Origin of the sequence: Nocardia cyriacigeorgica, assembly GCF_029868385.1 — a bacterium.
Taxonomy (GTDB): Bacteria; Actinomycetota; Actinomycetes; order Mycobacteriales; family Mycobacteriaceae; genus Nocardia; species Nocardia cyriacigeorgica_F.
On sequence record NZ_JARWNX010000051.1, the window covers coordinates 182,983 to 209,383 of the forward strand.

General features: G+C 68.3%; 21 protein-coding genes and 1 pseudogene. 10 read left to right on the forward strand and 12 right to left on the reverse strand.

All coding sequences use genetic code 11. The features are described 5' to 3' along the window. Window positions 1-70 precede the first annotated feature (70 nt). Together QH168_RS16205 and QH168_RS16210 are read left to right on the forward strand one after the other, a co-directional pair. Complete coding sequence (locus QH168_RS16205) at window positions 71-502, forward strand: VOC family protein (protein ID WP_280235475.1); 432 nt, start codon at window positions 71-73, stop codon at window positions 500-502. Further along, a complete protein-coding gene (locus tag QH168_RS16210; RefSeq protein WP_280235476.1) occupies window positions 502-1,263 on the forward strand; it encodes a hypothetical protein in 762 nt (253 codons plus the stop codon). The genes QH168_RS16205 and QH168_RS16210 overlap by 1 nt, the downstream gene beginning before the upstream one ends. Here the strand turns inward: QH168_RS16210 and QH168_RS16215 are convergent. After that, window positions 1,193-2,548, reverse strand: a complete 1,356-nt coding sequence (locus QH168_RS16215; RefSeq protein ID WP_280235477.1) for a DUF2252 domain-containing protein — start codon at window positions 2,546-2,548, stop codon at window positions 1,193-1,195. The genes QH168_RS16210 and QH168_RS16215 overlap by 71 nt on opposite strands. 279 nt (window positions 2,549-2,827) lie before the next feature. On the opposite strand from QH168_RS16215, the gene QH168_RS16220 reads away from it, so the two are divergent. Both QH168_RS16220 and QH168_RS16225 read left to right on the forward strand, forming a co-directional pair. Next, window positions 2,828-3,178 (forward strand): hypothetical protein, encoded by a 351-nt coding sequence (locus QH168_RS16220; RefSeq protein WP_280235478.1) that lies wholly within the window; start codon window positions 2,828-2,830, stop codon window positions 3,176-3,178. A 92-nt stretch (window positions 3,179-3,270) separates the two neighbouring features. Next, entirely contained in the window at window positions 3,271-3,693 is a 423-nt protein-coding gene (locus tag QH168_RS16225) for a PPOX class F420-dependent oxidoreductase (RefSeq protein WP_280235479.1), read from the forward strand. Window positions 3,694-3,753: 60 nt separating this feature from the next. Here the strand turns inward: QH168_RS16225 and ilvC are convergent, their stop codons facing one another. The 3 genes from ilvC to QH168_RS16240 all read right to left on the reverse strand — a co-directional run bounded on the left by ilvC (window position 3,754) and on the right by QH168_RS16240 (window position 7,314). Continuing rightward, complete coding sequence (ilvC, locus tag QH168_RS16230; protein WP_280235519.1) at window positions 3,754-4,755, reverse strand: ketol-acid reductoisomerase; 1,002 nt, start codon at window positions 4,753-4,755, stop codon at window positions 3,754-3,756. 94 nt (window positions 4,756-4,849) lie between these two features. Beyond that, the gene (gene ilvN / locus QH168_RS16235) at window positions 4,850-5,353 is read right to left on the reverse strand and encodes an acetolactate synthase small subunit (RefSeq protein WP_163825533.1); all 504 of its coding nucleotides are present in this window, start codon (window positions 5,351-5,353) and stop codon (window positions 4,850-4,852) included. Further along, a complete protein-coding gene (locus QH168_RS16240; protein ID WP_280235480.1) occupies window positions 5,350-7,314 on the reverse strand; it encodes an acetolactate synthase large subunit in 1,965 nt (654 codons plus the stop codon). The genes ilvN and QH168_RS16240 overlap by 4 nt, the downstream gene beginning before the upstream one ends. A 473-nt stretch (window positions 7,315-7,787) precedes the next feature. On the opposite strand from QH168_RS16240, the gene QH168_RS16245 reads away from it, so the two are divergent. Both QH168_RS16245 and ilvD read left to right on the forward strand, forming a co-directional pair. Then, on the forward strand, window positions 7,788-8,261 hold the full coding sequence (locus QH168_RS16245) for a PH domain-containing protein (protein ID WP_280235520.1): 474 nt from the start codon (window positions 7,788-7,790) through the stop codon (window positions 8,259-8,261). Between the two features lie 160 nt (window positions 8,262-8,421). Then, the gene (gene ilvD / locus QH168_RS16250; protein ID WP_280235481.1) at window positions 8,422-10,263 is read left to right on the forward strand and encodes a dihydroxy-acid dehydratase; all 1,842 of its coding nucleotides are present in this window, start codon (window positions 8,422-8,424) and stop codon (window positions 10,261-10,263) included. Window positions 10,264-10,335: 72 nt separating this feature from the next. Here ilvD and QH168_RS16255 read toward each other — a convergent pair whose 3' ends face one another. Then, window positions 10,336-11,202, reverse strand: coding sequence for a DoxX family protein (locus QH168_RS16255; RefSeq protein WP_280235482.1), 867 nt, complete (start codon window positions 11,200-11,202; stop codon window positions 10,336-10,338). Window positions 11,203-11,335: 133 nt separating this feature from the next. On the opposite strand from QH168_RS16255, the gene QH168_RS16260 reads away from it, so the two are divergent. After that, on the forward strand, window positions 11,336-12,448 hold the full coding sequence (locus QH168_RS16260; protein ID WP_280235483.1) for a PQQ-dependent sugar dehydrogenase: 1,113 nt from the start codon (window positions 11,336-11,338) through the stop codon (window positions 12,446-12,448). A gap of 125 nt (window positions 12,449-12,573) precedes the next feature. Here QH168_RS16260 and gatB read toward each other — a convergent pair whose 3' ends face one another. The 7 genes and pseudogenes from gatB to QH168_RS16295 all read right to left on the reverse strand — a co-directional run bounded on the left by gatB (window position 12,574) and on the right by QH168_RS16295 (window position 22,562). Further along, complete coding sequence (gene gatB / locus QH168_RS16265; protein ID WP_280235484.1) at window positions 12,574-14,082, reverse strand: Asp-tRNA(Asn)/Glu-tRNA(Gln) amidotransferase subunit GatB; 1,509 nt, start codon at window positions 14,080-14,082, stop codon at window positions 12,574-12,576. Window positions 14,083-14,148: 66 nt separating this feature from the next. Beyond that, window positions 14,149-15,546: an alpha/beta hydrolase family protein gene (locus tag QH168_RS16270; RefSeq protein WP_280235485.1), complete on the reverse strand. Its 1,398-nt coding sequence runs from the start codon at window positions 15,544-15,546 to the stop codon at window positions 14,149-14,151. 74 nt (window positions 15,547-15,620) lie between these two features. Beyond that, the gene (locus QH168_RS16275) at window positions 15,621-16,655 is read right to left on the reverse strand and encodes an ATP-dependent 6-phosphofructokinase (RefSeq protein ID WP_280235486.1); all 1,035 of its coding nucleotides are present in this window, start codon (window positions 16,653-16,655) and stop codon (window positions 15,621-15,623) included. Window positions 16,656-16,879: 224 nt separating this feature from the next. Beyond that, window positions 16,880-17,746: a hypothetical protein gene (locus tag QH168_RS16280; RefSeq protein WP_280235487.1), complete on the reverse strand. Its 867-nt coding sequence runs from the start codon at window positions 17,744-17,746 to the stop codon at window positions 16,880-16,882. A 1,813-nt stretch (window positions 17,747-19,559) separates the two neighbouring features. Then, a pseudogene (locus tag QH168_RS16285) lies at window positions 19,560-20,423 on the reverse strand (serine/threonine-protein kinase); the annotation flags it as partial. 65 nt (window positions 20,424-20,488) lie between these two features. Continuing rightward, the gene (locus tag QH168_RS16290) at window positions 20,489-21,139 is read right to left on the reverse strand and encodes a response regulator transcription factor (RefSeq protein WP_280235521.1); all 651 of its coding nucleotides are present in this window, start codon (window positions 21,137-21,139) and stop codon (window positions 20,489-20,491) included. Window positions 21,140-21,188: 49 nt separating this feature from the next. Then, the gene (locus QH168_RS16295; RefSeq protein WP_280235488.1) at window positions 21,189-22,562 is read right to left on the reverse strand and encodes a sensor histidine kinase; all 1,374 of its coding nucleotides are present in this window, start codon (window positions 22,560-22,562) and stop codon (window positions 21,189-21,191) included. 207 nt (window positions 22,563-22,769) lie between these two features. On the opposite strand from QH168_RS16295, the gene QH168_RS16300 reads away from it, so the two are divergent. From QH168_RS16300 to QH168_RS16310, 3 genes are all read left to right on the forward strand, one after another. Continuing rightward, the gene (locus QH168_RS16300) at window positions 22,770-23,090 is read left to right on the forward strand and encodes a hypothetical protein (protein WP_280235489.1); all 321 of its coding nucleotides are present in this window, start codon (window positions 22,770-22,772) and stop codon (window positions 23,088-23,090) included. A gap of 82 nt (window positions 23,091-23,172) precedes the next feature. Further along, window positions 23,173-23,880 (forward strand): ABC transporter ATP-binding protein, encoded by a 708-nt coding sequence (locus QH168_RS16305; protein WP_280235490.1) that lies wholly within the window; start codon window positions 23,173-23,175, stop codon window positions 23,878-23,880. Beyond that, complete coding sequence (locus QH168_RS16310; RefSeq protein WP_280235491.1) at window positions 23,877-26,369, forward strand: ABC transporter permease; 2,493 nt, start codon at window positions 23,877-23,879, stop codon at window positions 26,367-26,369. Before QH168_RS16305 ends, QH168_RS16310 begins: the two co-directional genes overlap by 4 nt. Window positions 26,370-26,401: the final 32 nt, after the last annotated feature.

Here is a 26,401-nt window from a genome sequence, read left to right on the forward strand (position 1 = left end):
TGTTCGGCTCGTCCATCTGCGACAGCACCGAGTCGTCGTCCGCCGACCGCCCACCCCATCGGAGCCCCGCATGTCGCTCGCCACCAGCCTCGTCCATCACATTCGTCTGACGGTCACCGATCTGCACCGCTCGCGTGAGTTCTACGAGGAGGTGCTCGGCTTCGAGGTCGCCGCCGAATCCCCGGGGAACCCGGCCGATCCCCTGGTGCGCGCCGATCGCTTCCAGCTCTACGGCGGCGTCGTGTTCCAAACGCCCGGCGGCATGCTGCTCGGCCTGCGCCCGGTCGCCGATCCGGACGACCACTTCGATTCCGAACGCGTCGGGCTCGACCACCTCAGCTTCACCGTCGACTCGCGCGAGGATCTGAAAAAGGCCATCGCCCGCTTCGACGAGGCCGGCGTCGAACACGGCGAGATCGTGGAGATGGACCAGTTCGGCATCGCGATCCTCGGCTTCAACGACCCCGACGGTATCCATCTCGAGTTGACCGCGGCGATCTGATGGCCACGACGCAGATCTGCCCCGAGACCGAAACCGATACCGAACTACCGCCCTTCCCGCAGCTGTGGGCCCGGTGGGCGGCGATGTCCGCGGCATTCGCGGCGGCCGGATCGCAGTGGGGCCCGCGGATGTTGCCGTCGCTGGCCTGGTTCGAGAGCTCCGGTAAGAGCGGGTCGACGCTGTACGCGCTGCCCGGCGGCCGCGCCGTGCTCTCGGGCGGGGTGTGGATCGCGCGATCGGCACGCCACGAGATCGACGGGCCGCCACCCGTGCACCCCGAACCGCCGGACTGGGCCGTCGACCCGATGCTGAACCCGCACGCCGACACCGGCCTCATCACGTTCTGCTACTGGTGGGACGCGGGACGGTGGTACCGGGCGGACTCACCGCCGGTGGCGCAGGCGGCCGCGGCGCTGCCCGGTGTGTGGACGACGGATACGGTCGCCGAGATGCTCACCTGCCTGGCCACCGGGCGCCCGAACGATGCGCAGCGCGCCGATGCGATCACGCTGATCTGCGCGGCCGAGATCGGCGCCGTCACCCATGAGACCGTGGCGAATGTCTTCGGCGACAACGATCTGTTCGATCTCGACGCCGCGATGGATCAGTTCGACATGGCGGGCCTCACCGCACGCCAGACCGCGACCCGCACCGCCGCGCAATGCCTGCGCGGTCCGAGCACCCCGCGGTTCAGTACGGGTTCGCCGCAGCTTCGACGCGTCCGGATTCGATGGCCTCGACCAGCGCTCGATGATCGGTGACGGTCTGCTCGGCATAGGCGAGCGCGAACGCGGCCATCGCGCGGTCGAACGCGTCACCGGAACCGAGATAGTCGGCGATGGCGATACGGTCGCCCGAGCGGGCGTGCGCCCGCGCCAGCGTGTGGCCGCACAGCGCGGCGTAGTCGCGCAGACCGGAGCGGGTCATCGCATCGATATCGGCTGAGCCCTTCATATCTCGCAGCTGCCGCAGATAGAAATGGCGTCCGCCCGGACCGGTGACCCAGCCGAGGAAGATATCGCTGGAGGTCTGCATCAACCGTTGACCGTGCACCACCCGATGGCCGGGATGGCGGAACACGCTCGCACGCAGATGCGGTGCCAGCACCGACTCCTCGGCCTCTTTGACCTGGAGGAACAGCGGACCGCCGGTGTCACGGTCGACGAGCAGCGCGACGAAACACCGGGTACCGACGCTGCCGACACCGACCACCTTGAGCGCGAAATCCACCATTCGGTAGCGATCCACCAGGATTCGACGTTCCTCCGGCAGCGTGCGCCGGTACGCGCCGAAGACCTCTTCGACGGCGGCGGCGTCGTCGGGCTGGATCGGCACCAGCAGCGGTGGCTGATGCCGGATCCGCGCGACACCGTCCGGGCCGGTTTCGGTGAGCTTGCGCAGCGCCTGCAAGCTGGTGCGCTTGCGGGCGGCGTCGAGGGTCCGCTCGACATTCCGGCGCCGCTTCGGGGTGATCACCAGACCGGCGAGGGTGTCGGTGTTCACCTGCTCGTACCAGACGTCGAGCGAATCGAGACCGGCCAGCCGTCGCATACATTCGCGATAGGACGAGGCGGCGACGCGCACGGCCGTATCCGCTTCGTCATCGGTGAAGCCATTGCTGTGCGCGGCGACCGCGATACTCGCCGCCAATCGTTTGACATCCCATTCGAACGGGCCGGGGAGGGTTTCGTCGAAATCATTCAGATCGAAGACCAGTGACCGTTCCGGTGACGCGAAGACACCGAAATTGGACAGGTGGGCGTCACCGCACAGCTGAACCGTCAACCCGGTATCGGGAGTCTCGGCCAGATCGGCGGCCATGACGGCCGGGGCGCCACGCAGGAACGGGAACCGGCCCGCCACCATGCGCGCGTAGCGGATCGGCACCAGCTCGGGCACGCGGGTGGCCGCCTGTCGTTCCAGAATGGCGATCGGGTCGCGGTCCGGTGCGAGTTTCAGCTCCCCGAGCGACGACCGCGGCACCTTGCGCCGAATCGCACGTCCATCCTTGCCCGATGGGGCGGCCACGACGTCGGTGTTCGTCATCTACACAGTGTTGTCCCGCCGCGACGACCAGACAACCACCGGCGAATCTCCGGTGTTTCCCCTATTGCGCCCGCCCGCCCGATATGCCCGTATCCGGGGCCGTCTCATCCATTCGAATGATCCTCGGACGCAAACCTGCCCGCACCCGTGACGTTTGCCCCGAAGTGCGCGAGAGTGGACATATCACCGCTGCTCGACCGATTCCCCGACCCGACCAGGCGCTGATCATGGCCAGGGACCGCGGCCGACGGTTCGCAGGGATCTGGAAAGGATACGAAGTTGTTCACGAACACCACATCAACACCGTTGCGCCGGACTGCGGCACGCGTTGCCATTGCCGGTGCGATCACCGTGTTTCCGTTGGCGGCGGTAGCGGTTCCGGCCGCGGCCGACCCCGCGGCGGGCACACCGGATGTCACGCAGGTCGATCGTCCCGGGCGGGGCTGGGACCATCGCAACGATTGGGATCACGACCGCAAGTGGGACCACGACCGCAAGTGGGACCGCGACAAGAGCTGGGATCACGACCGCAGATGGGACCATGACCGCAGGTGGGACCACAACCGCGGCCAGGATCCGCTGTGGCGGCTGCTCCAGCAGCTGGCGCCGAGCGGTTCGTTCGGTAGGTGACCGTTGGCGGCCGGGCTCGCGGCGGAGATCGCCGCCGCGGGTTCCGCCCGCACGCTTGACCTGAACAATGGTCGAGGTTCTATGTTCGGGTCATGGGAATTCTCACCGACGTAGAACGCGACTATCTGCACACCGTCCGGCTGTGTCGGCTGTCCACTGTCACGCCGGACGGACAGCCGATGACGGTACCGCTCAGCTTTCGACTCAACGACGATGACACGATCGACATCGGCGGACCGAATCACGCCAACACAAGGCGCTTCCGCAATGTGCTCGCCAATCCGAAGGTGAGCGTGCTGTTCGACGATATGACCCCGGATCGCCCCGGTGAATTGGTGCCGGGCAAGGGCCGCGGTATCGAGATCCGCGGCGTCGCCGAGACTCTCACCGTCGACGTGCCACCGGTGGCCCCCGACTGGTTCTCCAACGACATCATCCGGATCCACCCACGCCGGGTGCACAGCTGGCATATCGATGCGGCCGATCCTCCGGGCCGCGCACGCACGGTCGCCTGACCGACAACAGACGAAGGCCCGTCCGCTGATGGCGGACGGGCCTTCGCGAGCTACGAAACCCTATGCGGTTTCGGTGATCGGGCGATCGACCCAGCTCATCAGACCACGCAGCTTGGCGCCGGTGACCTCGATCGGGTGCTCGGCGTTCTGCTTGCGCAGCGCCTCGAGCTCCTTGTTGCCGCCCTCGACATTGGCGACCAGACGCTTGACGAAGGTGCCGTCCTGGATGTCGCGGAGGATGTCCTGCATCCGCTTCTTGGTGTCGGCGTCGATGACCCGCGGGCCCGACAGGTAGCCACCGAACTCGGCGGTGTCGGAGACCGAGTAGTTCATCCGCGCGATGCCGCCCTCGTACATCAGGTCGACGATCAGCTTCAGCTCGTGCAGCACCTCGAAGTAGGCCATCTCCGGCGCGTAACCGGCCTCGACCATGACCTCGAAACCGGTCTTGACCAGTTCCTCGGTGCCACCGCAGAGCACGGCCTGCTCACCGAACAGGTCGGTCTCGGTCTCTTCCTTGAAGGTGGTCTTGATGACGCCGGCGCGGGTGCCGCCGATGCCCTTGGCGTAGGACAGCGCCAGCGCCTGCCCCTCACCCTTCGGGTCCTGGTCGACCGCGATCAGGGCAGGGACACCCTTGCCGTCGGCGAACTGACGGCGCACCAGGTGGCCGGGACCCTTCGGCGCGACCATTGCGACGGTGACGTCGGCCGGAGCCTTGATCAGGCCGAAGTGGATATTGAGGCCGTGGCCGAAGAACAGCGCGTCGCCGTCTTTCAGGTTCGGCTCGATGTCATTGGTGAAGATCGACGCCTGCGCGGTGTCGGGGGCGAGCACCATGATGACGTCGGCCCACTCGGAAACCTCGGCGGGGGTGCCGACGGTCAGTCCGGCTTCCTCGGCCTTCGGCCGCGACTTCGAGCCCTCGGCGAGGCCGACGCGGACCTCGACGCCGGAATCGCGCAGGCTCAGCGAGTGCGCGTGGCCCTGGCTGCCGTATCCGATCACGGCGACCTTGCGGCCCTGGATGATCGACAGATCGGCATCGTCGTCGTAGAACATCTCGACTGCCACTTGATGGGTTCCCTTCTGACGGATCGTCCCCGCGCGACGCGGGAACAGTATGTGAATTACGAGAATCGGCGAGCGCCGGAAGCTAACGCGTCGCCGTGATCGACTTGGGACCGCGGCCGACCGCCACGACACCGGACTGCACGATCTCACGGATACCGTACGGTTCCAGCATCCGCAGCAACGCGTCGAGCTTGGACCGGGTTCCGGTCGCCTCGACGGTGAGCGCGTCCGGGGACACGTCGATGACCTTCGCCCGGAAGAGCGTAACGGCCTCGATCACCTGGGTGCGCACACTGGCATCGGCGCGCACCTTCACCAGGATCAACTCGCGTGCCACCGACGCGTCGGCGTCCTGCTCGACGATCTTGATGACGTTCACCAGCTTGTTGAGCTGTTTGGTGACCTGCTCGAGCGGCAGGTCCTCGACGGTGACGACGATGGTCATCCGGGAGATCTCGGGGACCTCGGTGCCACCGACGGCCAGCGATTCGATATTGAAACCGCGGCGAGAGAACAGGCTCGCCACTCGCGCCAGCACGCCCGGCTTGTCCTCGACGAGGACGCTGAGGGTGTGGGTGCTGCTCATTCTGTGGTCCCCTCGCTGGTCGATGCGGCGGCCTCGCTCGCACGGTCCTTGGTCCGGTCATGGGACAGTGCCTCATGGATGACGGCGGGTTCGGCGGCCGATTCGTCCTCGTCGAACAGCGGCCGGATACCGCGCGCGGCCATGATCTCGTCATTGCTGGTGCCCGCGGCGACCATGGGCCAGACCTGGGCGTCCTTGCCGACGATGAAATCGATGACCACCGGGCGGTCGTCGATCGACTGTGCCTCCCGGATCGCGGCCTCGACGTCTTCTTCCTTCTCCACCCGGATGCCGTGGCAGCCGAGGGCTTCGGCCAGCTTGACGAAATCGGGGATGCGCAGGGTGTGCGTGCCGAGATCGGTGTTGGAGTAGCGCTGTTCGTAGAACAGGGTCTGCCACTGCCGGACCATGCCGAGGTTGCCGTTGTTGATCAGCGCGACCTTGATCGGCACGCCCTCCACCGCGCAGGTGGCCAGCTCCTGGTTGGTCATCTGGAAACAGCCGTCACCGTCGACCGCCCACACTTCCTTGTCGGGCGCGCCCATCTTGGCGCCCATGGCGGCGGGAACGGCGTAGCCCATGGTGCCGAGGCCACCGGAGTTGAGCCAGGTGCGCGGCTTCTCGTACTTGACGAACTGGGCGGCCCACATCTGGTGCTGGCCGACGCCCGCGCAGTAGATGGCGTCCGGTCCGGCGAGGCGACCGAGCGCGTCGATGACGTATTCCGGCGACAGCGATCCGTCGCTCGGCGCGGACCAGCCCAGCGGGTAGCTGTCGCGGATACCGTCGAGGTAGGTCCACCATTCGCCGAGCGCGAACGGCATGTTCTGGGCCGGATCGGCCTTCAGGGTCTCGATCAACTCGACGATCACCTCACGGCAGTCACCGACGATCGGGACGTCGGCGTGCCGGTTCTTACCGATCTCGGCGGGGTCGATATCGGCGTGGATGACCTTGGCGCCGGGGGCGAAGGAATCCAGCTGCCCGGTCACCCGGTCGTCGAAGCGGGCGCCGAGGGTGATCAGCAGATCCGATTTCTGCAATGCCGCCACCGCGGCCACCGAGCCGTGCATACCGGGCATACCGCAGTGCAGGCGGTGGCTGTCGGGGAACGCGCCGCGCGCCATCAGGGTGGTCACCACGGGAATGCCGGTCAGTTCGGCCAGCTCCAGCAGTTCGGCCGAGGCGTCGGCCTTGATCACACCGCCGCCGACGTAGAGCACCGGCGCCTTGGATTCGGCGATCAGCCGCGCGGCCTCACGCACCTGCTTACCGTGCGGTTTGGTGACCGGACGGTAGCCGGGCAGCCGCATCTCCGGCGGCCAGCTGAAGGTGGTCTGCGCTTGCAGCACGTCCTTGGGGATGTCGACGAGCACCGCGCCCGGACGTCCGCTGGCGGCCAGGTAGAACGCCTCGGCGATCATGCGCGGGATGTCGTGGCCGTCGGTGATCAGGAAGTTGTGCTTGGTGATCGGCATGGTGATGCCGGAGATATCGGCTTCCTGGAACGCGTCGGTTCCGATCAGCCCGCGCCCGACCTGGCCGGTGATCGCGACGATCGGCACCGAATCCATCTGGGCGTCGGCGATCGGGGTGACGAGGTTGGTGGCGCCGGGACCCGAGGTCGCCATACAGACACCGACCTTGCCGGTGGCCTGGGCGTACCCGGTCGCGGCGTGGCCAGCGCCCTGCTCATGGCGCACCAGCACATGCCGCACCCGCGTCGAATCGAACAGCGGATCGTAGACGGGCAGGATGGCCCCGCCGGGAATACCGAATACGGTGTCGACGCCGAGCTCCTCGAGCGAGCGGACGACCGACTGCGCGCCGGTGACCCGCTCGGGCGGGAGCTGGCGGCGGTTGGCCGTGTTCGTCGCGGGAGTACCGGCAGCTGCCGGTTGGTTCGCCGAAGGCGCGGGCCTGCGGGCCGAGGGCCCGGGCCGGGCGGTTGGTGCGCTCACCGTCTTGGTTCCTTACCTCTTGTCGTTATGACCCCGGGCGAGCCGCGTGTGGCGGTGCCTGCCCGTCCGGACAGCGGTCATGGTCCGAACACAAAAAAGCCCCCGACAGCACAGGGCTGTTCGAGGGTGGCGCGTCGCAGTGCGAGCTGACGTATCAGGTAGTCGGGCTCAACGCTGGACGCGCCGGCCGAGTACGAGCAACTCGTTTCGATTCACGCGCATGACGGTATTTGTGCGTGAGGTGAAGAGTCAAACCGCCAGCCAAGGCCGTCCCATTATGTGGGACGACAGTGGGTGCTCGAGTCCGTCCACCATGATGCGAGGATGGTGGTGTGTCATCACCGCATCAGTCCGTGCCACCGGCTAAATCGTCCCACACGTCCGACACGACGACGGATACGGGTGGTCGGGCGAGCCAGGACACCGCGGCGCGTGTCATCCGCATCACACGGCTGAACTTCATCGGCGTATTGGTGCTCGTACTGTGCGTGTTCTTCCCATTCGTCGGCTGGCCCGCCGCGTTCTGGTGGCTGTTCGCCCTCCCGATCGCGGTATCGGTGTGGATCCTGCGCACCCAGACCACGGTCTCGGGCGCCGGGCTGGATCTGCGGACGGTGTTCGGCGCACGCCACATCGACTGGGCCCGGGTACGCGGTATCCGCATTCCCAAGCGTGGCTATATCCGGGTTCACCTCGACGACGACAGTGAGGCCAAACTACCGGCGGTAACCTATGACCGGTTGCGCGAACTGGTGGACGCTTCGGGTGGACGTATCCCCGACCCGTTCGCCGGACCCGCCGAACCGATCGAATCGGATGATGCCGCCACCACCGGCACCACCGAGCCCGCCTCGGGCGCCGACCCGACCACGGGCGGCGACACACCGACGCCGAGCCAGGCCGACACCTCGGCCGCACGCGATACCGACAGCACACCGGGCAACTGATTTCGCTCCCGCCACCGGCACACGGCCCGTGCCACCTGCGGGAGTAACGTGAAGGCACGCCGAGCCGCGCATCGCATCGGACCGCCGGGCACCCCGGCCGGACCGCGACACCGCTCGGCGTCGTCGCACATCAGCCCCCGCGACCCGACCGAGGACACCCATGCCACCGCTTCGTTCCCGCACCACCACCATCGGCCGCAATGCCGCCGGCGCTCGCGCGCTGTGGCGGGCCACCGGTATGACCGACTCCGATTTCGGTAAGCCGATCGTGGCCATCGCCAACTCCTACACCCAGTTCGTGCCAGGCCACGTGCATCTGAAGAATGTCGGCGAGATCGTCGCCGACGCCGTGCGCGCCGCGGGCGGCGTGCCGCGTGAGTTCCACACCATCGCCGTCGACGACGGCATCGCGATGGGCCACGGCGGCATGCTGTACTCGCTGCCGAGCCGCGAGATCATCGCCGATTCGGTGGAGTACATGGCCAATGCGCATACCGCCGACGCGCTGGTGTGCATCTCCAACTGCGACAAGATCACCCCCGGCATGCTCAATGCGGCCATGCGGCTCAACATCCCCGCGGTGTTCGTCTCCGGCGGTCCGATGGAGGCCGGTAAAGCCGTCGTCGTGGGCGGTGTCGCACAGGCGCCCACCGACCTCGTCACCGCGATCTCGGCCAGCGCCAACTCCGCGGTCAGCGATGCGGGCCTCGACGAGGTCGAACGCAGCGCCTGCCCCACCTGTGGTTCCTGCTCCGGCATGTTCACCGCGAACTCGATGAACTGCCTCACCGAGGCACTCGGCCTCGCCCTGCCGGGCAACGGTTCCACCCTCGCCACCCATGCCGCGCGCCGCGCCCTGTTCGAGCGGGCGGGCCGGGTCATCGTCGATATCGCCAACCGCTGGTACCGCGAGGACGACGCTTCGGTGCTGCCGCGCAATGTCGCCAATGCCAAGGCCTTCCGCAATGCGATGGCTCTGGATGTGGCGATGGGCGGCTCCACCAATACGGTGCTGCACACCCTTGCCGCCGCGCAGGAAGGTGAGATCGACTTCGATCTGCACACCATCGAGGAGACCAGCCGCCGGGTGCCGACCCTGTCGAAGGTGTCGCCGAACTCCGACTACCACATGGAGGATGTGCACCGGGCCGGTGGCATCCCCGCGCTGCTCGGTGAGCTGCGGCGCGCGGGGCTGCTGGAAACCGAGGTCACCACGGTGCACACCGCGAGCTTCGACGAATGGCTCGACACCTGGGACATCCGCTCCGGCAAGGCTTCCGACGAGGCGATCGAACTGTTCCACGCCGCACCCGGCGGCGTGCGCACCACCGAACCGTTCTCCACCGAGAACCGCTGGTCGTCGCTGGACACCGACGCCGAGGGCGGCTGCATCCGCGATATCGAGCACGCCTACACCAAGGAGGGCGGGCTGGTGGTGCTGCGCGGCAATATCGCGCCCGACGGCGCGATCCTCAAGACCGCCGGTATCGATGAGGAGCTGTTCACCTTCGAAGGTCCGGCCGTGGTGGTCGAATCCCAGGAGGAGGCCGTGTCGGTGATCCTCGGCAAGAAGATCGAGCCCGGCGATGTGATCGTGGTGCGCTACGAGGGCCCCGCCGGTGGTCCCGGCATGCAGGAAATGCTGCACCCCACCGCATTCCTCAAGGGCGCGGGCCTCGGCAAGGAGTGCGCGCTCATCACCGACGGCCGCTTCTCCGGCGGCACCTCGGGTCTGTCCATCGGCCACATCTCCCCCGAGGCGGCCAGCGGCGGTGTCATCGGATTGGTGGAGAACGGCGACCGGATCCGCATCGATGTCACCAGCCGCAGCCTCGAACTGCTGGTCGACGACGCCGCGCTGGCCGAGCGCCGCGCCAAGATGGAAGCGCGGGAACACCCGTGGCAGCCGGTGGCGCGGGAACGTCCGGTGACGACAGCGCTGCGCGCTTACGCCGCCATGGCGACCTCGGCCGACAAGGGTGCGGTGCGGTTCGTGAAGTAGACGAGCCACACGAGAAGAAGGCGTCCCCCGCACGGTTGCGGGGGACGCCTTCTTTCGGTGATTCTCTGTGGCTCAGTCGAAGGGGCCGACGCCGACGAGCGGGTTGCCGCCGTGCAGGTACCACCACGCGCCAGCGGCCGCGGCGATCGCCAGCAACAGCACCACGAACGAGCCCCATGCCGGGCGGGTGGCCCAGCCGCGGTTACGGTCGAGGGCCCAGCGGCCGGGGCCGGTGAGGATGATGACGGCGGCCGTACCCGCCAGAATCGTCTCCATCTCCACCGCGCCGGGGCCGGAGGAGTACTGGAAGTCGCGGTGCATGCCCTGCTTCCAGGCCCAGGCGTCGAGGATGACGGCCAGCACCGCACCGGCGGCCAGCGGGGTGGCGAGGCCGAAGATCAGCAGCAGGCCGCCGCCGACCTCACCGGCGATGAGCATGGCCGCCGACAGGGACGGATGGTCCCAGCCGCCCTTCTCCATCATGTCGCGGGTGCCGTCGATACCGGGGCCGTCGAACCAGCCCGCGAGCTTCTGCATGCCGTGGTAGAGGAACGTGCCGCCGACGATCAACCGCAGCAGGAACAAACCGAGATCGAGGGTGCCGCGCCGGTACTCGCCGTTGCGGCGGCGGGTGCGGTTGGTCGCACCGCCCGCGGGCGGAGTGGCGGCGGGCGGGATGCTCGCATAGGCGTACGTGGCATCCGGATCGGTGCTCTTCGGCGCGGCGCCGGTGGTGGTCTGCGCGTCGACGTCGGGATCGAGGCCCAACTCGTCGTCGGTGCGCGGGATCTCCTTGGTCATCTTCGCGCGGTCCACCGTCGGTAGCTCGCCGGTCGGTGAATCGTAGGGACTGCCGACGGCGCCCTCCGATGATGACACCGCCCGCTGTTCCGCCGTGCTCGCGGCGGATTCGGGCTCGTCTTTCGACTTGTCGCTCACCCGTTCAGCCTATGCCGCGTGGGCCTCGCGGTTAACCCTCTCGCGCGACGGCGTGTCCGATTGACGTGTTTCGGCCACACCGGGGTGGACCCGCGGCAGGCGCGCCCGCGGAGGTTTCCGTTACGTTTGGGGTATGAAGTCGGTTGGCGTGAAGCGCTTGGTGGTGGGGGTGGTGCTCGGCTCGTTGCTGCTGGGTGGCTGCGCGCGGTTCGACGATTCCGCGTCCAGTCCGTTCACGCCGGAGCCGACGCTGCACGGGGCGAATATCGACCCGAAGAAGCCCGGTCAGCCACCGACCTCGACGACCCGTCCGAGCGGACCGTGCATCGACCCCGATCCGGCGGTCGTCGCCACCTGCCTCGACACCACCGGCGGGCTGATCTCCCTCGGTGGTTCGGCACTGGTCACCGAACGCCGCACCGGACGGATCATGAAGGTGGTGCCCGAACAGCCGCCGGTGGAGATCGCGCAGATCGACGTCGACGGTTCCGGCGACGGCGGACTCACCGACCTCGCCCTGTCCCCCACCTACGGTGAGGACGGCCTGCTCTACGCCTACATCACCACCCCGAGCGACAACCGGGTGGTGCGTATCGCCCAGGGCGGCGGTCCACCGAAGCCGGTGCTGACCGGAATCCCGAAGGGCGCCACCGGTAATCGCGGTGCCGTGGAGTTCACCGCACCGGATCGGATGCTGGTGCTGACCGGCAATACCGGTGATCCCGGCGCGGGTGCGGCGCAGTCGTCGCTGGCGGGCAAGCTGCTGCGGGTGAATTCGCCCAGTGCGAACGGTTCGGCGGCACCCGAGGTGGTGGTCTCCGGTATCGGCACCGCGGGCGATATCTGCCTCGACAGCAGCAACGGCGTCTGGATCACCGACCGCACCCCCGTGGAGGATCGGCTGCAACGGCTGGCTCCCGACGGCGCGGTCAGCACGGCATGGACCTGGCCGGATCGGCCCGGCGTCGCGGGGTGCGCGGCTGCCGCCGATGGGGTGGCGATCTCGCTGACGGGTGCGAAGGCGCTGGCGCTGGCGGTCACCGATCCGGACACCAATGCGGTCACCGCGGCTCCCACCCTTGTCGCCCAGGACAAGTACGGCCGCCTCAGTGGCGCGGCCGCCGGCGGCGACGGCACCATCTGGGTCTCCACCGCCAACAAGGACGAGGGCGGTGCGCCCGGCCCATTCGACGACCGCGTGGTGCGTATCCCGCCGCCGTCGGCCGGTGGTGGCGGACCGGACTGATCCCGGCTCCCCTCCGATCACGGCGCGATGCGTCGTGATCGGAGATCGCCGGATCCCGGTGGACCACAGAACAACAACTCCCGCCCACGAAACTCGCGGGCGGGAGTTGTTCGTCCTTCGGAACCTCAGGCGCCGCAGGCGGCCAGCACCAGTTCGCGGACGCGGGCGGCGTCGGCCTGGCCTCGGGTGGCCTTCATGACGTCGCCGACGATCTTGCCCGCGGCCTGCACCTTGCCGGAGCGGATCTTGTCGGCGATATCGGGGTTGGCGGCCAGCGCCTTGTCGACCTCGGCCTGGAGGGCGCCCTCATCGCTGACCATGCCGAGCCCCTTGGTCTCCACGATCTGCGCGGGGTCACCTTCACCGGCGAGGACGAAGTCGACGACCTGCTTGGCGACCTTGTTGTTCACCGTCTTGGCCTCGACCAGTGCGATCACCTCGGCCACCTGCGCGGGAGTGATCGGCAGATCCTCCAGCGCCACCTCGCGCTCCTTGGCCTTCTCGGTGAGGTAGGCGACCCACCAGGAACGCGCCTCGTTGGCCGGAGCACCCGCATCGACGGTGGCGATGATCAGATCGAGCGCGCCCGCGTTCACCAGGTCACGCATCACCTCGTCGGACAGGCCCCAGTCGGACTGGATGCGCGCCCGGCGCAGCCACGGGTACTCGGGGATCGTGGTGCGCAACTGCTCGACCCATTCGGCCTCGGGGGCGACCGGACGCAGATCGGGTTCGGGGAAGTAGCGGTAGTCCTCGGCGGTCTCCTTGCGGCGGCCCGGCGAGGTGGAGCCATCGGCCTCGTGGAAATGCCTGGTCTCCTGCACGATCGAACCGCCGGAGGCCAATACGGCCGCCTGGCGGCGCATCTCGTACCGCACCGCCACCTCCACACTGCGCAGCGAGTTGACGTTCTTGGTTTCGGTGCGGGTACCGAATGCGGTGGCGCCGACCGGCATGAGCGAGACATTGGCATCGCAGCGCAGCGAACCCTGCTCCATCTTCACATCGGAGACCCCGAGCGATTTCAGCAGATCACGCAGCGCCGTGACGTAGGCGCGGGCCACCTCGGGCGCCCGCTGCCCCGCCCCGGTGATCGGCTTGGTGACGATCTCGATGAGCGGCACACCGGCCCGGTTGTAGTCGAGCAGCGAATGGCTGGCGCCGTGGATGCGTCCGGTGGCGCCACCGACGTGCACCGATTTACCGGTGTCCTCTTCCATATGCGCGCGTTCGATGTCGACGCGGAAGATGCTGCCGTCGTCGAGCACCACATCGAGGTGTCCCTCGGTGGCGATGGGCTCGTCGTACTGACTGATCTGATAGTTCTTCGGCTGATCCGGGTAGAAGTAGTTCTTGCGCGCGAACCGGCCCCACGGCGTGATCGAACAGTTCAGCGCCAGACCGATGCGGATGGCCGATTCGACCGCCGCGGAGTTGACCACCGGAAGCGATCCGGGCAGCCCGAGGCATACCGGGCACACCTGGGTATTCGGTTCGGCGCCGAACTCGGTGGGGCACCCGCAGAACATCTTGGTCGCGGTGGACAGCTCGACGTGAACTTCCATGCCGAGCACCGGCTCGTACCGGGTCACGACATCGGCGTAATCCATCAGCTCGACGGTAGGTGCGCTCATGGCGAACAGTCTAGGTAAGGCCGGGTGCCGCTTCGCCACGACGGGTACCCCCGGCGCGGCCATCGCTCAGCTGGTCGGAACTCGCTGGGCCAGCCATGCCTCGACGTAGTCGAGCACCTCCGGCGAGACCGTGGTCTCGATGCTCGCGTATTCGCTGGGCAGGCCCATGCCGGCGGGCTGCATGAGGTGGTTGAGTTCGGGAAAGGTGTGCACGGTGGCGTCCGGATCAGCGGCGAGCAGCTCACGCATCGGCTGCTCGTTCTGGCTCGGCAGCACCTGGAGATCCTTGCCGCCGAAGAACGCGAGCACCGGAATGCGCAGGGCCGTCAGCGCGGGCGCTGGATCGTAGGTCATGAACGAGGTCATCGACGGGGTGAACAATCCGTCGACCTGTTCCTCGGTCATCCGTTGTTCCTCGGGCAGCGTCTCGTTACGTGTGCGGGCGATCTGTTTCGCGCCTTCACGATCACCGGCACGGACGGCCGCGGTGAGCTCGGTGATGTAGGCGACCTGCGCGTCGACCTCCTCCGGGGGCGCGCCACCGGCGGCGACGAGCGCGCGGTTCTGTTCGATCAGCACATCGCCGCCGGGGACCGACGGACCCGCCATCAGGATGGCGAACGCGACACCGCTGTCGGGTTTCGAGGCGATCAGGGGTGCGAGATAGCCGCCCTCGCTGTGGCCGAACAGGCCGATACGCGCGGGGTCGATATCGGGGCGAGTACGCAGGTAGGCCAGCCCGGCCGCCGCGTCGGCAGCCAGGTCGTCGTAGGTGGCGTCGTCGAGCTTGCCGCCGGTGCCACCCACTCCACGATCGTCGACGCGGAGCACGGCATAGCCCGCACGGGTCAGGGTGTCGGAGATCAGCAGGAAAGGCTTGTGCCCGAACAGTTCCTCATTGCGATCCTGCGGGCCGCTGCCGGTGAGCATCAGCACCGCGGGAAACGGGCCAGCACCCTCGGGCTCGGTGAGCGTGCCCGCGATGGTGATATCACCGCTGGGGTAGGTGACGTCCTCGGAGGAGTACGGGTACGGCGGTTTCGGTTCCTGCGGCCGGGCCGGCGCCGGGAGTGCGCCCGGCTCCATGTTCAACGCGAACGTCTGCCCGGACTGGGTGAAATCGCCGGTGATCTTGCCCTGGTCGGCGTCGTAGCGGCCCTGGAACTTCGGATCGCCCGGAATGTCGGGGAGGGTGAACTCCACCCGATCCGGTTCCGCCACGACACCGCCGAGCGGCATATCGATGGTGCTCTGCGCCGGGATGTCGATGGTGGCGCTGTCACCGGACAGGAAGTTCACGCCGACCTCGAGCGGTTGGCCGGGGATATCGATCTTGCCGTGCCAATCACCGCGGACCGGATTCTCGTCGCCGGTCGCCGAGCCGGAATCGGAGTCCGAGCATCCGGCGACCACCAACGCGGCCACTACCGACAACACCAGTATCGCTACTCGTCGAGCCCGCATGGGTATCACAGTACTGATCATCGGCCCGATCCCGGCCGATCATGCCGTCGCAGCGGCGTCGGGCAGTGACCGGATCAGCCGAAGAACGCCTCGGCCTCGCGGTAGCGCTCGGCGGGCACCCGCTTGAGCTGCTTGGTCGCCTCCGACAGCGGGACCAGGCCGATCTCGGTGCCACGCAAGGCCACCATCTGCCCGAAGTGCCCGGCGTGCACCGCCTCCGCCGCGTGCAGGCCGAACCGGGTGGCGAGAACCCGGTCGTACGGGGTGGGGCTGCCACCGCGCTGGACGTGGCCGAGCACCGTGGTGCGCACTTCCTTGCCGATCCGGCGTTCGATCTCGGCGCCGAGCTGCTGGGCCACCCCGGTGAAACGTTCATGCCCGAATTCGTCGATCCCGCCCTCGCGCAGGGTGAACCCGGAATCGGGCGCGGGATGCGAACCCTCGGCCACCACGCAGATGAAATGTTTGTCACCGCGCTGGAAACGGCGCTTGATCATCGCGCACACCTGCTGCACATCGAACGCAACCTCGGGCACCAGCGTCAGATGCGCGCCCGCCGCCATACCGGCGTGGACGGCGATCCAGCCCGCATGTCTGCCCATGACCTCGACCAGCATGACCCGCTGATGCGATTCCGCGGTGGTGTGCAGCCGGTCGATGGCCTCGGTCGCGATGGCGAGCGCGGTGTCGTGGCCGAAGGTCACGTCGGTGCAGTCGATGTCGTTATCGATGGTTTTGGGCACGCCGACAACGGGCACACCTTCGTCGGACAGCCAGCTGGCCGCGGTGAGCGTTCCCTCGCCGCCGATCGGGATGAGGGCCTCGATGCCGTTGTCGTCGAGGGTCTGTCGAATCCGGCCGAGCCCGTCGCGCAGCACGTCGGGGTTGGTGCGGGCGGTGCCGAGCATGGTGCCGCCCTTGTTGAGCAGCCGGTCGGTGCGGTCATTGTTCTGGATCTGGATCTTGCGATCTTCGAGTAGGCCGCGCCAGCCGTCCTGGAAGCCGACGACGGCGTCACCGTACCGCCCGTTCGCGGTGCGTACGACGGCACGGATCACGGCATTCAGCCCTGGGCAGTCTCCGCCTCCGGTCAAGACTCCGATGCGCATGGCCGCTATCTTGCCTGGCATTCGGGCGCGAGGAAGCTTCGCCCCCGTGAACGATGAGTAACAGTGACCGTCCGACTCAGGCGGTATCCAATTTCGCCTGAGCCGGGCCCTGCGTGGCCACGCCCCGCTACCGCCTCCAGGCCTGACGACTCAGGCTGTATTGGACTTCGCCTGAGCCGGGCCCTGCGTGGCCACGCTCCGCTACCGCCTCCGGGCCTGACGACTCAGGCGGGACACTGCCCGCCGCTGAGTTCGCCCAGATGCTGGGAGATCAACGTGGCCATCTTGTTGAGTGTGCTCATCCCGTCGGAGAAATTGCCCGAGGCGGGTTCGGCGGCCAACGCGATGGCGATCTGCCCGCCGGGCGCCGGGACCAGGCCGAATTGCCGGACCAGATAGGCGCCTTCGGCATCGGGACCCCAGCCGCCCTTGAAGTCGGCGGCGTCGAAGACCGAACCGAGTCCCCACTGGTGATTCGGAATGATCTGCCCCATCAGCGACACCACATCCGCCGACTCCGGCAGGCACGGCAGCCGGGAGGCGAAACGCACCTGATCGGCCAGCGCCCATTGGGACTGGCCGAATGCCGAGAATTCCGCCCGCGCCTTGGTGGCGGGGACGGTGGTGACGGCGTCCCCACCTTCGCGCAGCACCGCCTGCACCGCCTGAGCCGCCTCCTGCGGGCTGCCCAGCGACTGCCACAGCGCGTCCGCTGCGGAGTTGTCGGACGCGGTGATCGCCGCGGTCGTCGAGTACGTCGGGCTTTGGCTCTTGCGCAGGGCGGCGATGGCCAGCGGAACCTTCATCGTCGACCAGGCGGGGCCGGTGGTCCAATCACCGAAGGTCACCACACTCTGCCCGCCGACCGGCATGATCGCCAAGCCGAGCCGTCCCTGCTGGTTCTGCCTCAGGTCGGCGATATCGGCGGCCAGCGTTCCGGGAACGGTGATCGACAGACCTTCGTGTTCGGCCTTGGCCGCAGCCTCGGTGACACTCGGCATCGCCGGTGTGGCGGGCTCGGACTCGCTCCCGCAGGAGACCACGAGTAGCGCCGTCGCCGCGGCGACGAACACGGCCGCCTTCCGTCGCATCGTAGGGAAGCGCTCCGCTTGTTCAGTTGACATGTTTCGACACATTCTGGTTGCGATCTCCCCCCGGTCTCGGTGTCGGTGCAGCATCTCCGAACCGTACTTGTTCGATGTCCGGTCCGCCTCTTGCGTCGCTGCGATGACGTCCCGGGGCGCCCGAGAATACCCGATCACGCGCGGCCGAACCCGGTTACGCACAACCGATCTCGGTGCGGTGGCAACGCGCGCGAGTACACGGGTCGAGCGGCCCTGACACCGATCGCGCACCGGCGATCGGTGTTCGGACTCGCGGCGATATGCCCTGTGCAGCGCAGACCGTGCCTATCGCGGATTCTGGACATCTGACCGGTACGCGCGGCGCGCACCGGGGTCAGTACACGTACACCACGGCGTTGTTCCCACCGGTGCAGGTGACCAACCGGTCCCGCTCCGAACAGTTCATCGTGTACGTCTGTCCGGTGATCGGGCTGGCGGCGACCACGGAGGCGGGCGCGGAGCCCCGTCCGCCACCGGCGGCCTCCGCGTAGGCCTTTCGCACTTCCTCGGCGAACTCGCAACTGGTCATCTCGGTGCCGGCCGCGGCGTTGGCGAGCGCGACGGTGGCCGGCGGCGCCGCACCGCAGGGCCGGGCGCCCGGTGGTAGTGCGATGGGCCGCGGCGTCGCCGATGGTGTCGCCGTCCGCGACGGTGCCGTCGCAGAACCGGTGCGCGGTGCCGCCGAGGTGGCGGCGGCGCCGGTGGTCCTGGCGGTGGTCGATTCCGAATCGTCGGATCCGAACATGTGCAGTCCGACGACGGCGCCCACGGCGATGACCGCGACGACCAGCACACCGATCAGGATGGGCAGTACGACCGAACGGCGACGGCCCTGCGTGGCATACGGGTCGCGGGCGTACGGATCCTGCGCATACGGGTCGGGGGGATAACCGGCGGCACCGGCAGGTGGATACCCGCCGGGTGGGCCCGCGGCGTAGCCGCCGTGGTCGGCCGCGTGATCGTCGCCGTATCCCCCGGCCCGCGGATCGGGCGCGGCACCGTATCCGAGCGCGGGTTCGCCGTACGGATTCGGCGGTGGTGCACCGTATCCGGCGGGCTGGGGGTAGCCGGGTGATGAGCCGTAGGCGGGCCCGGCGGGGGGTGGTGTGGGCGCGCCGTAGATCCTGGTCGCTTGATCGGCCGAATAGCCACCGGCGGGCGCGTCATCGGTACCGCGATCGTCGTCCTCGGACCGAGCGCCGGATCCGTCCGCGCCGTAGAACCGTGTCTGCTGGTCGGCCGGATACGCACCGCCTTCGCGATCGCCGGGCGCACCGGCTCCGGTGTGGCGTGTGGTCGGCGCGGATTCGGCGGCGCCGTAGACTCGCGTCGCCTCACCGGGCGGATACGCGGCGTCGTCACGGCCGACGCCTCCCGATCCGCCATCGGAGAACTGAGCTGCGCCGAGGAGCGTCGGTGCGGCGGGACCGGAATAGTCGTCCACATCGGGTCGCGCGGCCGGGTCCACGGCGGGATGCAGTTGCGCACCCTCGTACAGGTGCGCGTCCGGGAAGGTGCGCACCTGCGGCACCGGACCGGTGCCGGGCGGGCCGGGTGGCCGCACCTGGATCTCCTGGGTGGGCAGGGTGAACTGGGTTTCGGTCGGGCTGACCTCGGTCGGTCCGCTCGGCCGGATGACCGGCAGGGAGAGTTCACCGGTCGCCTCCGGCGTCACCGCGCTCATCTCACCGGTCCGCGCGGGGTCCGGCGGCCGCACCACGAGGCGCGCGAATCCACCGGTCGCGGGAGCCGACGCGGCGCCAGCCGATCCGGCACCAGCCGATCCGGCGCCAGCGGGTCCCGCCGCCGGTAGCGCGGCCCGTGCGGCGCGTGCCAGCTCCGTCGCCGTCGGATACCGGTCCTTCGGATCCTTGGCCATACCGCGCGCGATCACCGCGTCCAGGGCCGCGGGCACACCGGCGCGCTGCACACTCGGACGTGGCGGCGGCTCGGCCAGGTGGGATCGGATCAGCACACTCATGCTCCCCGCGGGGAACGGTGACGCGCCGGTGAGGCATTCGTGCAGCACACAGGCCAGCGAGTAGATATCGGCACGTCCGGTCACCGGGCCGATATCGAAGCGCTCCGGCGCCATATAGGTATAGGACCCGATGGCGACGCCGACCATGGTGATGGCGCTGTCGCCCTCGGTGTGGGCGATGCCGAAATCGGCGAGATAGGCGAAGTCGGCCTCGGTGACCAGGATGTTGGCCGGTTTGACGTCGCGGTGCACGAGCCCGTCGGCGTGCGCGGCGTCCAGGGCTGCGGCGATCTGCTCGATGATCGCGACCGCGCGGTGCGGGTTCAGCGCGCCGCTGGTCTGCAAGATGGTGCGCAGGTCCGGGCCGGGCACCAGCCGCATATCGATGAACAGCCGGCCGTCGATCACACCCCAGTCGTGGATCGGGATGATATGCGGTTCGGCCAACCGCGCCGCCGTCTGCGATTCGCGCCGGAACCGGACCTGATACTCGGGGTCCTGTGCCAGCTCATCGGAGAGCAGCTTGACCGCGACTATCCGGTCCTTGACCGTGTCATAGGCCTCGTAGACCTCACCCATACCCCCCTTGCCAAGCAACGACCGCAACTCGTACGGTCCGAACCGCTTTCCCACTTCGGACCCAGGTGCCACCACCGGTGTCATTCCTCCGCTCCCGGGCAGTGGTCGCTGTCGCCTCGACCGCGCGGCCGGAGACCGGAACCTGCCCGTCAAACAGTGGATTGTCCTGGTGAGACCACCCCGTGGTCAAACGCGAACACGATCGCGGCCGCACGGTCACGCAGATCCAGCTTGCCGAATATATGCCCGACATGGCTTTTCACGGTCACCTCGGAGATACCGAGTTCACGAGCTATTTCCGCATTGACCCGCCCGCGGCCGATCAGCGCGAGCACCTCGTGTTCGCGGGCGGTCAGCTCGGCCAGCCTGGCATCCGATGGCGCGGCGGGACGCACCGTGCGATAGGCCGACAGCACCCGACCGGTCACCGCGGGGTCGAGCCAGGCACCACCGGCGGCCACGGTGCGCACGGCGCGAATGAGATCTTCGGCCGGTGAGTCCTTGAGGATGAACCCGGCCGCGCCGGCGCGCAGCGCCCCCGAGAGCAGTTGATCGTCGTCGAAAGTGGTCAGCACCAGGACCGGAGGCGCATCGGACCGAGCACGGACCAGCCGGGTGGCCTCGATTCCGCCGACGCGTTTCATCCGCAGGTCCATCAGGATCACATCGGGACGCCCGGCCGAGAGGGCGGACAGCACCTCGTCGCCGTCGGCGCATTCGGTGATGACGAACCCGTCCCGGCGGCGCAGGATGCGGCGCAGGCCGCCGCGCACCAATTCCTGGTCGTCGACCACGAGCACCGCCGTCGTGGTCTCCGTTGCCGCAGAGGTCACCCGTTCTCCCGTCTCATCACGCCCGGTTGGGCGAACGCCACATCACGCCCGGAGGGCCTTTCCGCGCCGGGCCGACCGGAAGCCCACCGGCCACCCATTCGCACAACGCGCCGTTACGTACGGGCGTATGCGGGAATCGGACCTCGACCGCCCAGCCGCCGTCGTCGTGGCCTGCGGTCATGCGGCCGCCGAGCAGTTCGGCCCGTTGCCGCATACCGGTCAGGCCCATTCCGGCGCCCAGCTGTGCGGGCGCGCCCGCGGGCACGGTGTTGGCGACCCGCAGCGTGACCGTCGCCGGATCGACCACCAGGCGGAATCGCACCGTCGCGCCGGGTGCGTGCTTGGCGACGTTGGCCAGCGACTCCTGCCCGATGCGGTAGAGCGCCAGCCCTACGGCCGCGGATACCGCACCGAGATCGCCGGTGATCTCGGCCTCGATCGGCAGCCCGGCCCGCGCGAAATCGTCGACCAGCGCGGCGATGTCCTCGGCGCTCGGCTCGGCCAGATGTTTCGTGGGCCCACTGTCGAGCAGGCCGACAGTGCGCCGGATATCGGCCATGGCCTGTCTGCCGAGACGTTCGGCGTCGGTGAGCGCGTCGACGGCCTCGTCGACATCACGGTCGGTCTGCAACGCGTGCCGCGCCGCGGTGAGGTGCAGCAGCGTGACGCTGAGCGAATGGGCGATGACGTCGTGCACCTCACGCGCGATGCGCCTGCGTTCCTCGGCAGCGGCCTGCGCGGCGCGGATGCCCTGGTATTCGCGTTCCTGATAGAGGAATCGGCGCTGCGACTGGAGCATCACGCCGACCATCCAGCCCAGCAGGATGCCGAGGGAGTACATGGGTAGCCCTTCGAGCGGCTGCGGATCCTCGTCCCAGCCCACTCGCCCGAAGAGGTCGTAGACGACGAGCAGACCGATCGCGAGCGCGGCATACGGCGCACTCACCCGTTTCGATGAGATCGCCGCGACCTCGCCCACCGAGATGACCAGCACGAACGGCGCGATATCGGTGGGCACCGGTTGGACGAGGTACAGCGCCGTCGCCGCGACCGCGGTACTGCCGAGTTGCAGCGGTGAGGGCACGATGCCGAGGAAGGCGAACAACGGCAGGGACACGAACAGCAGCAGCAGCGCGAGCAGCGGCAGCGCCGAGGGGAAGTACTCGTGGCGCTGCACACACGCGCCGATACCGATGGCGAGGAAGGCCAGATCGGAACTGATGACCACCGCGGGCGGGTAGTCGAACGGCAACTCGTCGATATTGCGGCGGATCACCGCCCGCGGACTGCGCGCGAAGGCCGCGATCCGGTCGCGGATGCGTCCGCTCTCCCGGAACGGCGCCACCGCACCGGCATAGCCCGGTGGTGGTGTGACGCTGCTCGCACTCATCCTGTCAGGATATTCGCCCGACCGCGCCCGGTACATCGTCCCGGAAACGGGCCTCGCCTCCGCCCACGGTAGGAGAAGGATTCTCGTCCCTGGCACGACGACAACGCGGCAGCCGCGTTTGTAGCGTGAAATCCACGCTCTCGAGTGGCGTGGACCAATTCCCACACCGGCCCGTCCGAAGGCCCAGCTCACGAAAGGCCAGAAGCCATGACCTGGGAAGACCAGCACACCCGCATCGACATCATGCACACCGTGCTCGCTCGCGCGGCGGCCGATCCGAACCGGCACGATCTGTTCGACGGCCTGCCCGACCTCGACCGCCTCTTCGGCGGTCCGGCCGGGGTGCTGCTGGCCTTGCGCAACCGGTGGAACCTCCACCTGGAAACCAAGCTCGACGAGGCCTTCGAACGTGGGCAGTCGTCAGTCGAGGCGTACCTCGAATTGTGTGCCGAACAACCCGAACTGCACGCCCTGCTCGAGGGAGCGCACCGACGCCACCCCAGCGCACCGACAGCGATGGCACGGTAGCGTCGCACCGGCCCAGGCCGGATGTGCGAGCGAAGACGCACGTACCCAATGGAATAACGTCAGAGAGAGGGCGGGGAACGCGATGACACCACCAGCCGTGCTGGAACTGTCGAACGTCAACAAGGAGTATCTGGTCGGTGACCAGGTCGTACGTGCGCTCGACGGGATCAGCCTGAATATCGCGGCGGGCGAGTTCACCTCGATCATCGGGCCGTCCGGCTCGGGCAAGAGCACTCTGCTGCATCTGCTCGGTGCACTCGACAGCCCCGATGCGGGCTCGATCCGCTTCCAGGGCGAGGAGATCGGCAGTCTCGACGAGGAGCGTCAGTCCGAATTCCGCAGGCATCGCGTCGGTTTCGTCTTCCAGTTCTTCAACCTGCTGCCGACGCTGTCGGCGTGGGAGAACGTCGCCATTCCGAAGCTGCTCGACGGCACCGGGCTACGCAAGGCCAAACCACGCGCACTGGAACTGCTGGAGCGAGTGGGCTTGTCGGAGCGCGCCGAACATCGCCCCGCGGAGCTGTCCGGCGGGCAGATGCAGCGGGTGGCGGTGGCCCGATCGCTCATCATGGATCCGCCGCTGATCCTGGCCGATGAGCCCACCGGCAACCTCGATTCCAAGACCGGCGCCGCCATCCTGGAACTTCTCGGCGACGTCGCCGCCGCGGGCAACTCGGTGGTGATGGTAACCCACGATATGGGCGCGGTGCGCTACTGCGATCGGGTGATCACCCTGCGTGACGGCAGGATCGGGTCCGACGAGCGCGCCGAGCGGACGGTCAACGCATGATCCGCGCCGCCGTGGATCGTCTACGGCTGTTCAATATCGGCGAACTACTCGCCCACCGTGGCCGCACCCTGATGTCGCTGACGGTGATGGGGGTCTCGGCCGGTCTGCTGGTATCGGTGCTCAGCATCTCCGGTTCGGTCACCGGATCGGTCGACCAGCTGACCCGTGGCCTCGGCGGCGATGCCGTCCTCGAGATCACCGGTGTCACCGATGCCGGTTTCGAGCAGGTGCTGCTGGCCCCGATCGCCACCACACCCGGTGTCGACCGGGCGGTGCCGATGGTGCGCGCGCAAGTCGGCGCCGGTGACGATCGCGCACTGCTGATCGGCGCCGACGCCTCGGCCGCCGCGCTCGACAGCGAACTCGCCGGACCAATGAGTGGCCAAGCGAGCAAACTGCTCTCGGTGCCCGGCGGTGTGCTGGTCGGCTCCGCGATCGGCCGTACCGAAGGTGAACAGTTCCCGCTGGGGTCGACCACCGTCACCGTCGCGGGCGTACTCGATGCCGAGACCTCCGACAAGCTCAACTCCGGCCATATCATCGTCGCGCCACTGCCGCTCGCGCAGAAGATCACCGACCGGGCCGGTCGCCTGGACTCGGTGCAGATCCTCGCCGCGCCCGGCACCGATATCGATACGCTGCGGACGGCATTGACCGATGCGGTCGGCGGCCGGGCGGTGGTCGCCGATCCCGGCTTGCGCACCGCGCAGGCCGGTGGCGCGGTGATGATCGTGCGCTATTCGACGCTGATGGCCTCGGCGGCGGCGTTGATCGTCTCGGCGTTCCTGATCTACAACGCGATGAGTATGGCGGTGGCGCAGCGCCGACCCACCCTGTCGTTGCTGCGCGCCATCGGCGGCAAACGCGCACCCATGGTCCGTGATCTGCTGGTCGAGGCGGCGCTGCTCGGGCTGCTCGGCGGCGCGGTGGGCGCCGTGGTGGGCATCTTCATGGGCCGGGTCTCGATCGAGCAGCTGCCAGCGGCCATCGTGCAATCGGTGGAGGCGCGCACCGAATACATGGTGCCCGGTTACGCCGTACCGGTGGCCATCGCGGCGTGTGTGCTCGCCAGTGTCGCGGCCGCTGGCATCGCGGCACGTCAGGTGTACAAGGTGCAGCCGATCGAAGCGCTGGTCCCGATCGGTGTGGGGCGCGGCGACACCGCGAGCCCGATATTGCGCTGGGGCGCAGCCGGTCTCGGTGTGCTGCTTGCCGTCGCGGCGGTGATCATCGCGCGCACCGATCTCGGCCGCTACTCGCTGGCCGCCATCTCCATATCATTCGCCGCGTCGGTGGCACTGTGTTTCGCCGCGACCGGGCCGATCGTGCGCGCGGCAGCGGCGGTGGCGCGCTGGTTCGGCGCACCCGGCGCGTTGGGCGCCACGACGCTCGAACGTGCGCCGCGCCGGGTGTGGGCCACGATGATGACGGTGATGATCGGCGTCGCCGCCACGGTCGCGATGGGTGGGGCATCCAGCAATATGGTCGACTCGGCGACCGCCTCGTTCGACGATCTCGGTGATACCGACCTGTACGTGAGTCCGGTATCGATGGAACAGTTCCCGACCGGCCCGCTGCTGCCGGAGGGGCTGGTGGAACAGATCGCAGCGCTGCCCGAGGTAGCGCAGGCCCGTGCCGGGCAGATGGCGTTCGCCACCCTCGGCACCGGACGGGTGATGTTGCAGGGATATCCCTCCGATGTCGTCACCCAGGTGCAGAGTTCGATCAGCCCGGACAGCGCCGAACAGATGGGTTCCGGTGCGGGCGTGGTGCTCTCCCGCGATGTATCGCGTTCGCTCGGCGCCGAGGTCGGCGACGAGCTGACCCTGCCGACCCCGACCGGCGACCATACGGTGCGGGTGGTGCAGGTGATCCCGTACTTCTCGGTCATCTCGGGCATCGTCGTAATGGATATTTCGCGGCTGCACGAGTGGTATCAGCGTCCGGGCGAGACGATCATCGGCATCGATCTGAAACCGGGCGCCGACCCCGCCGCGGCGAAAGCCGCCATCGGCGCACTGGTTCCGCCGGGAACGAGCATCCAGACCGGTGCGGAATCGGTGGCGGCGATTTCGGCCAGCCTGCGCCAGGGCACATCGATGAGCAACGCCATTCTCTGGATCGTGGTGCTCGTGGCCACCGTGGCGCTGCTGAACACCCTGATGCTGTCGGTGCTCGACCGGCGCCGCGAACTCGGCGTCCTGCGCGCCATGGGCACCGGACGCAAGTTCCTCCTGCGCTCGGTGCTGGCCGAAGCGGCGGGTATCGGTATCACGGGCGCCGCGATCGGGCTGGTCGTCGGTGTCGTGGTGCAGTTCCTGTCCACCACCGCCATCGGCCACGCCATGACCATCGACATCATCTGGCAGCCGAGTCCGCTGCTCCTGGTGTACGGCACCATCGCCCTGCTGCTCGCGCTGCTCGGCTCGATCCCGCCCGCCGTGCGCGCGGCGCGGATGCCGATCGTGGAGGCGCTGGCGGTCGACTAGGTCGATATCGAATCGCCCCCGGTGCGCCGAGC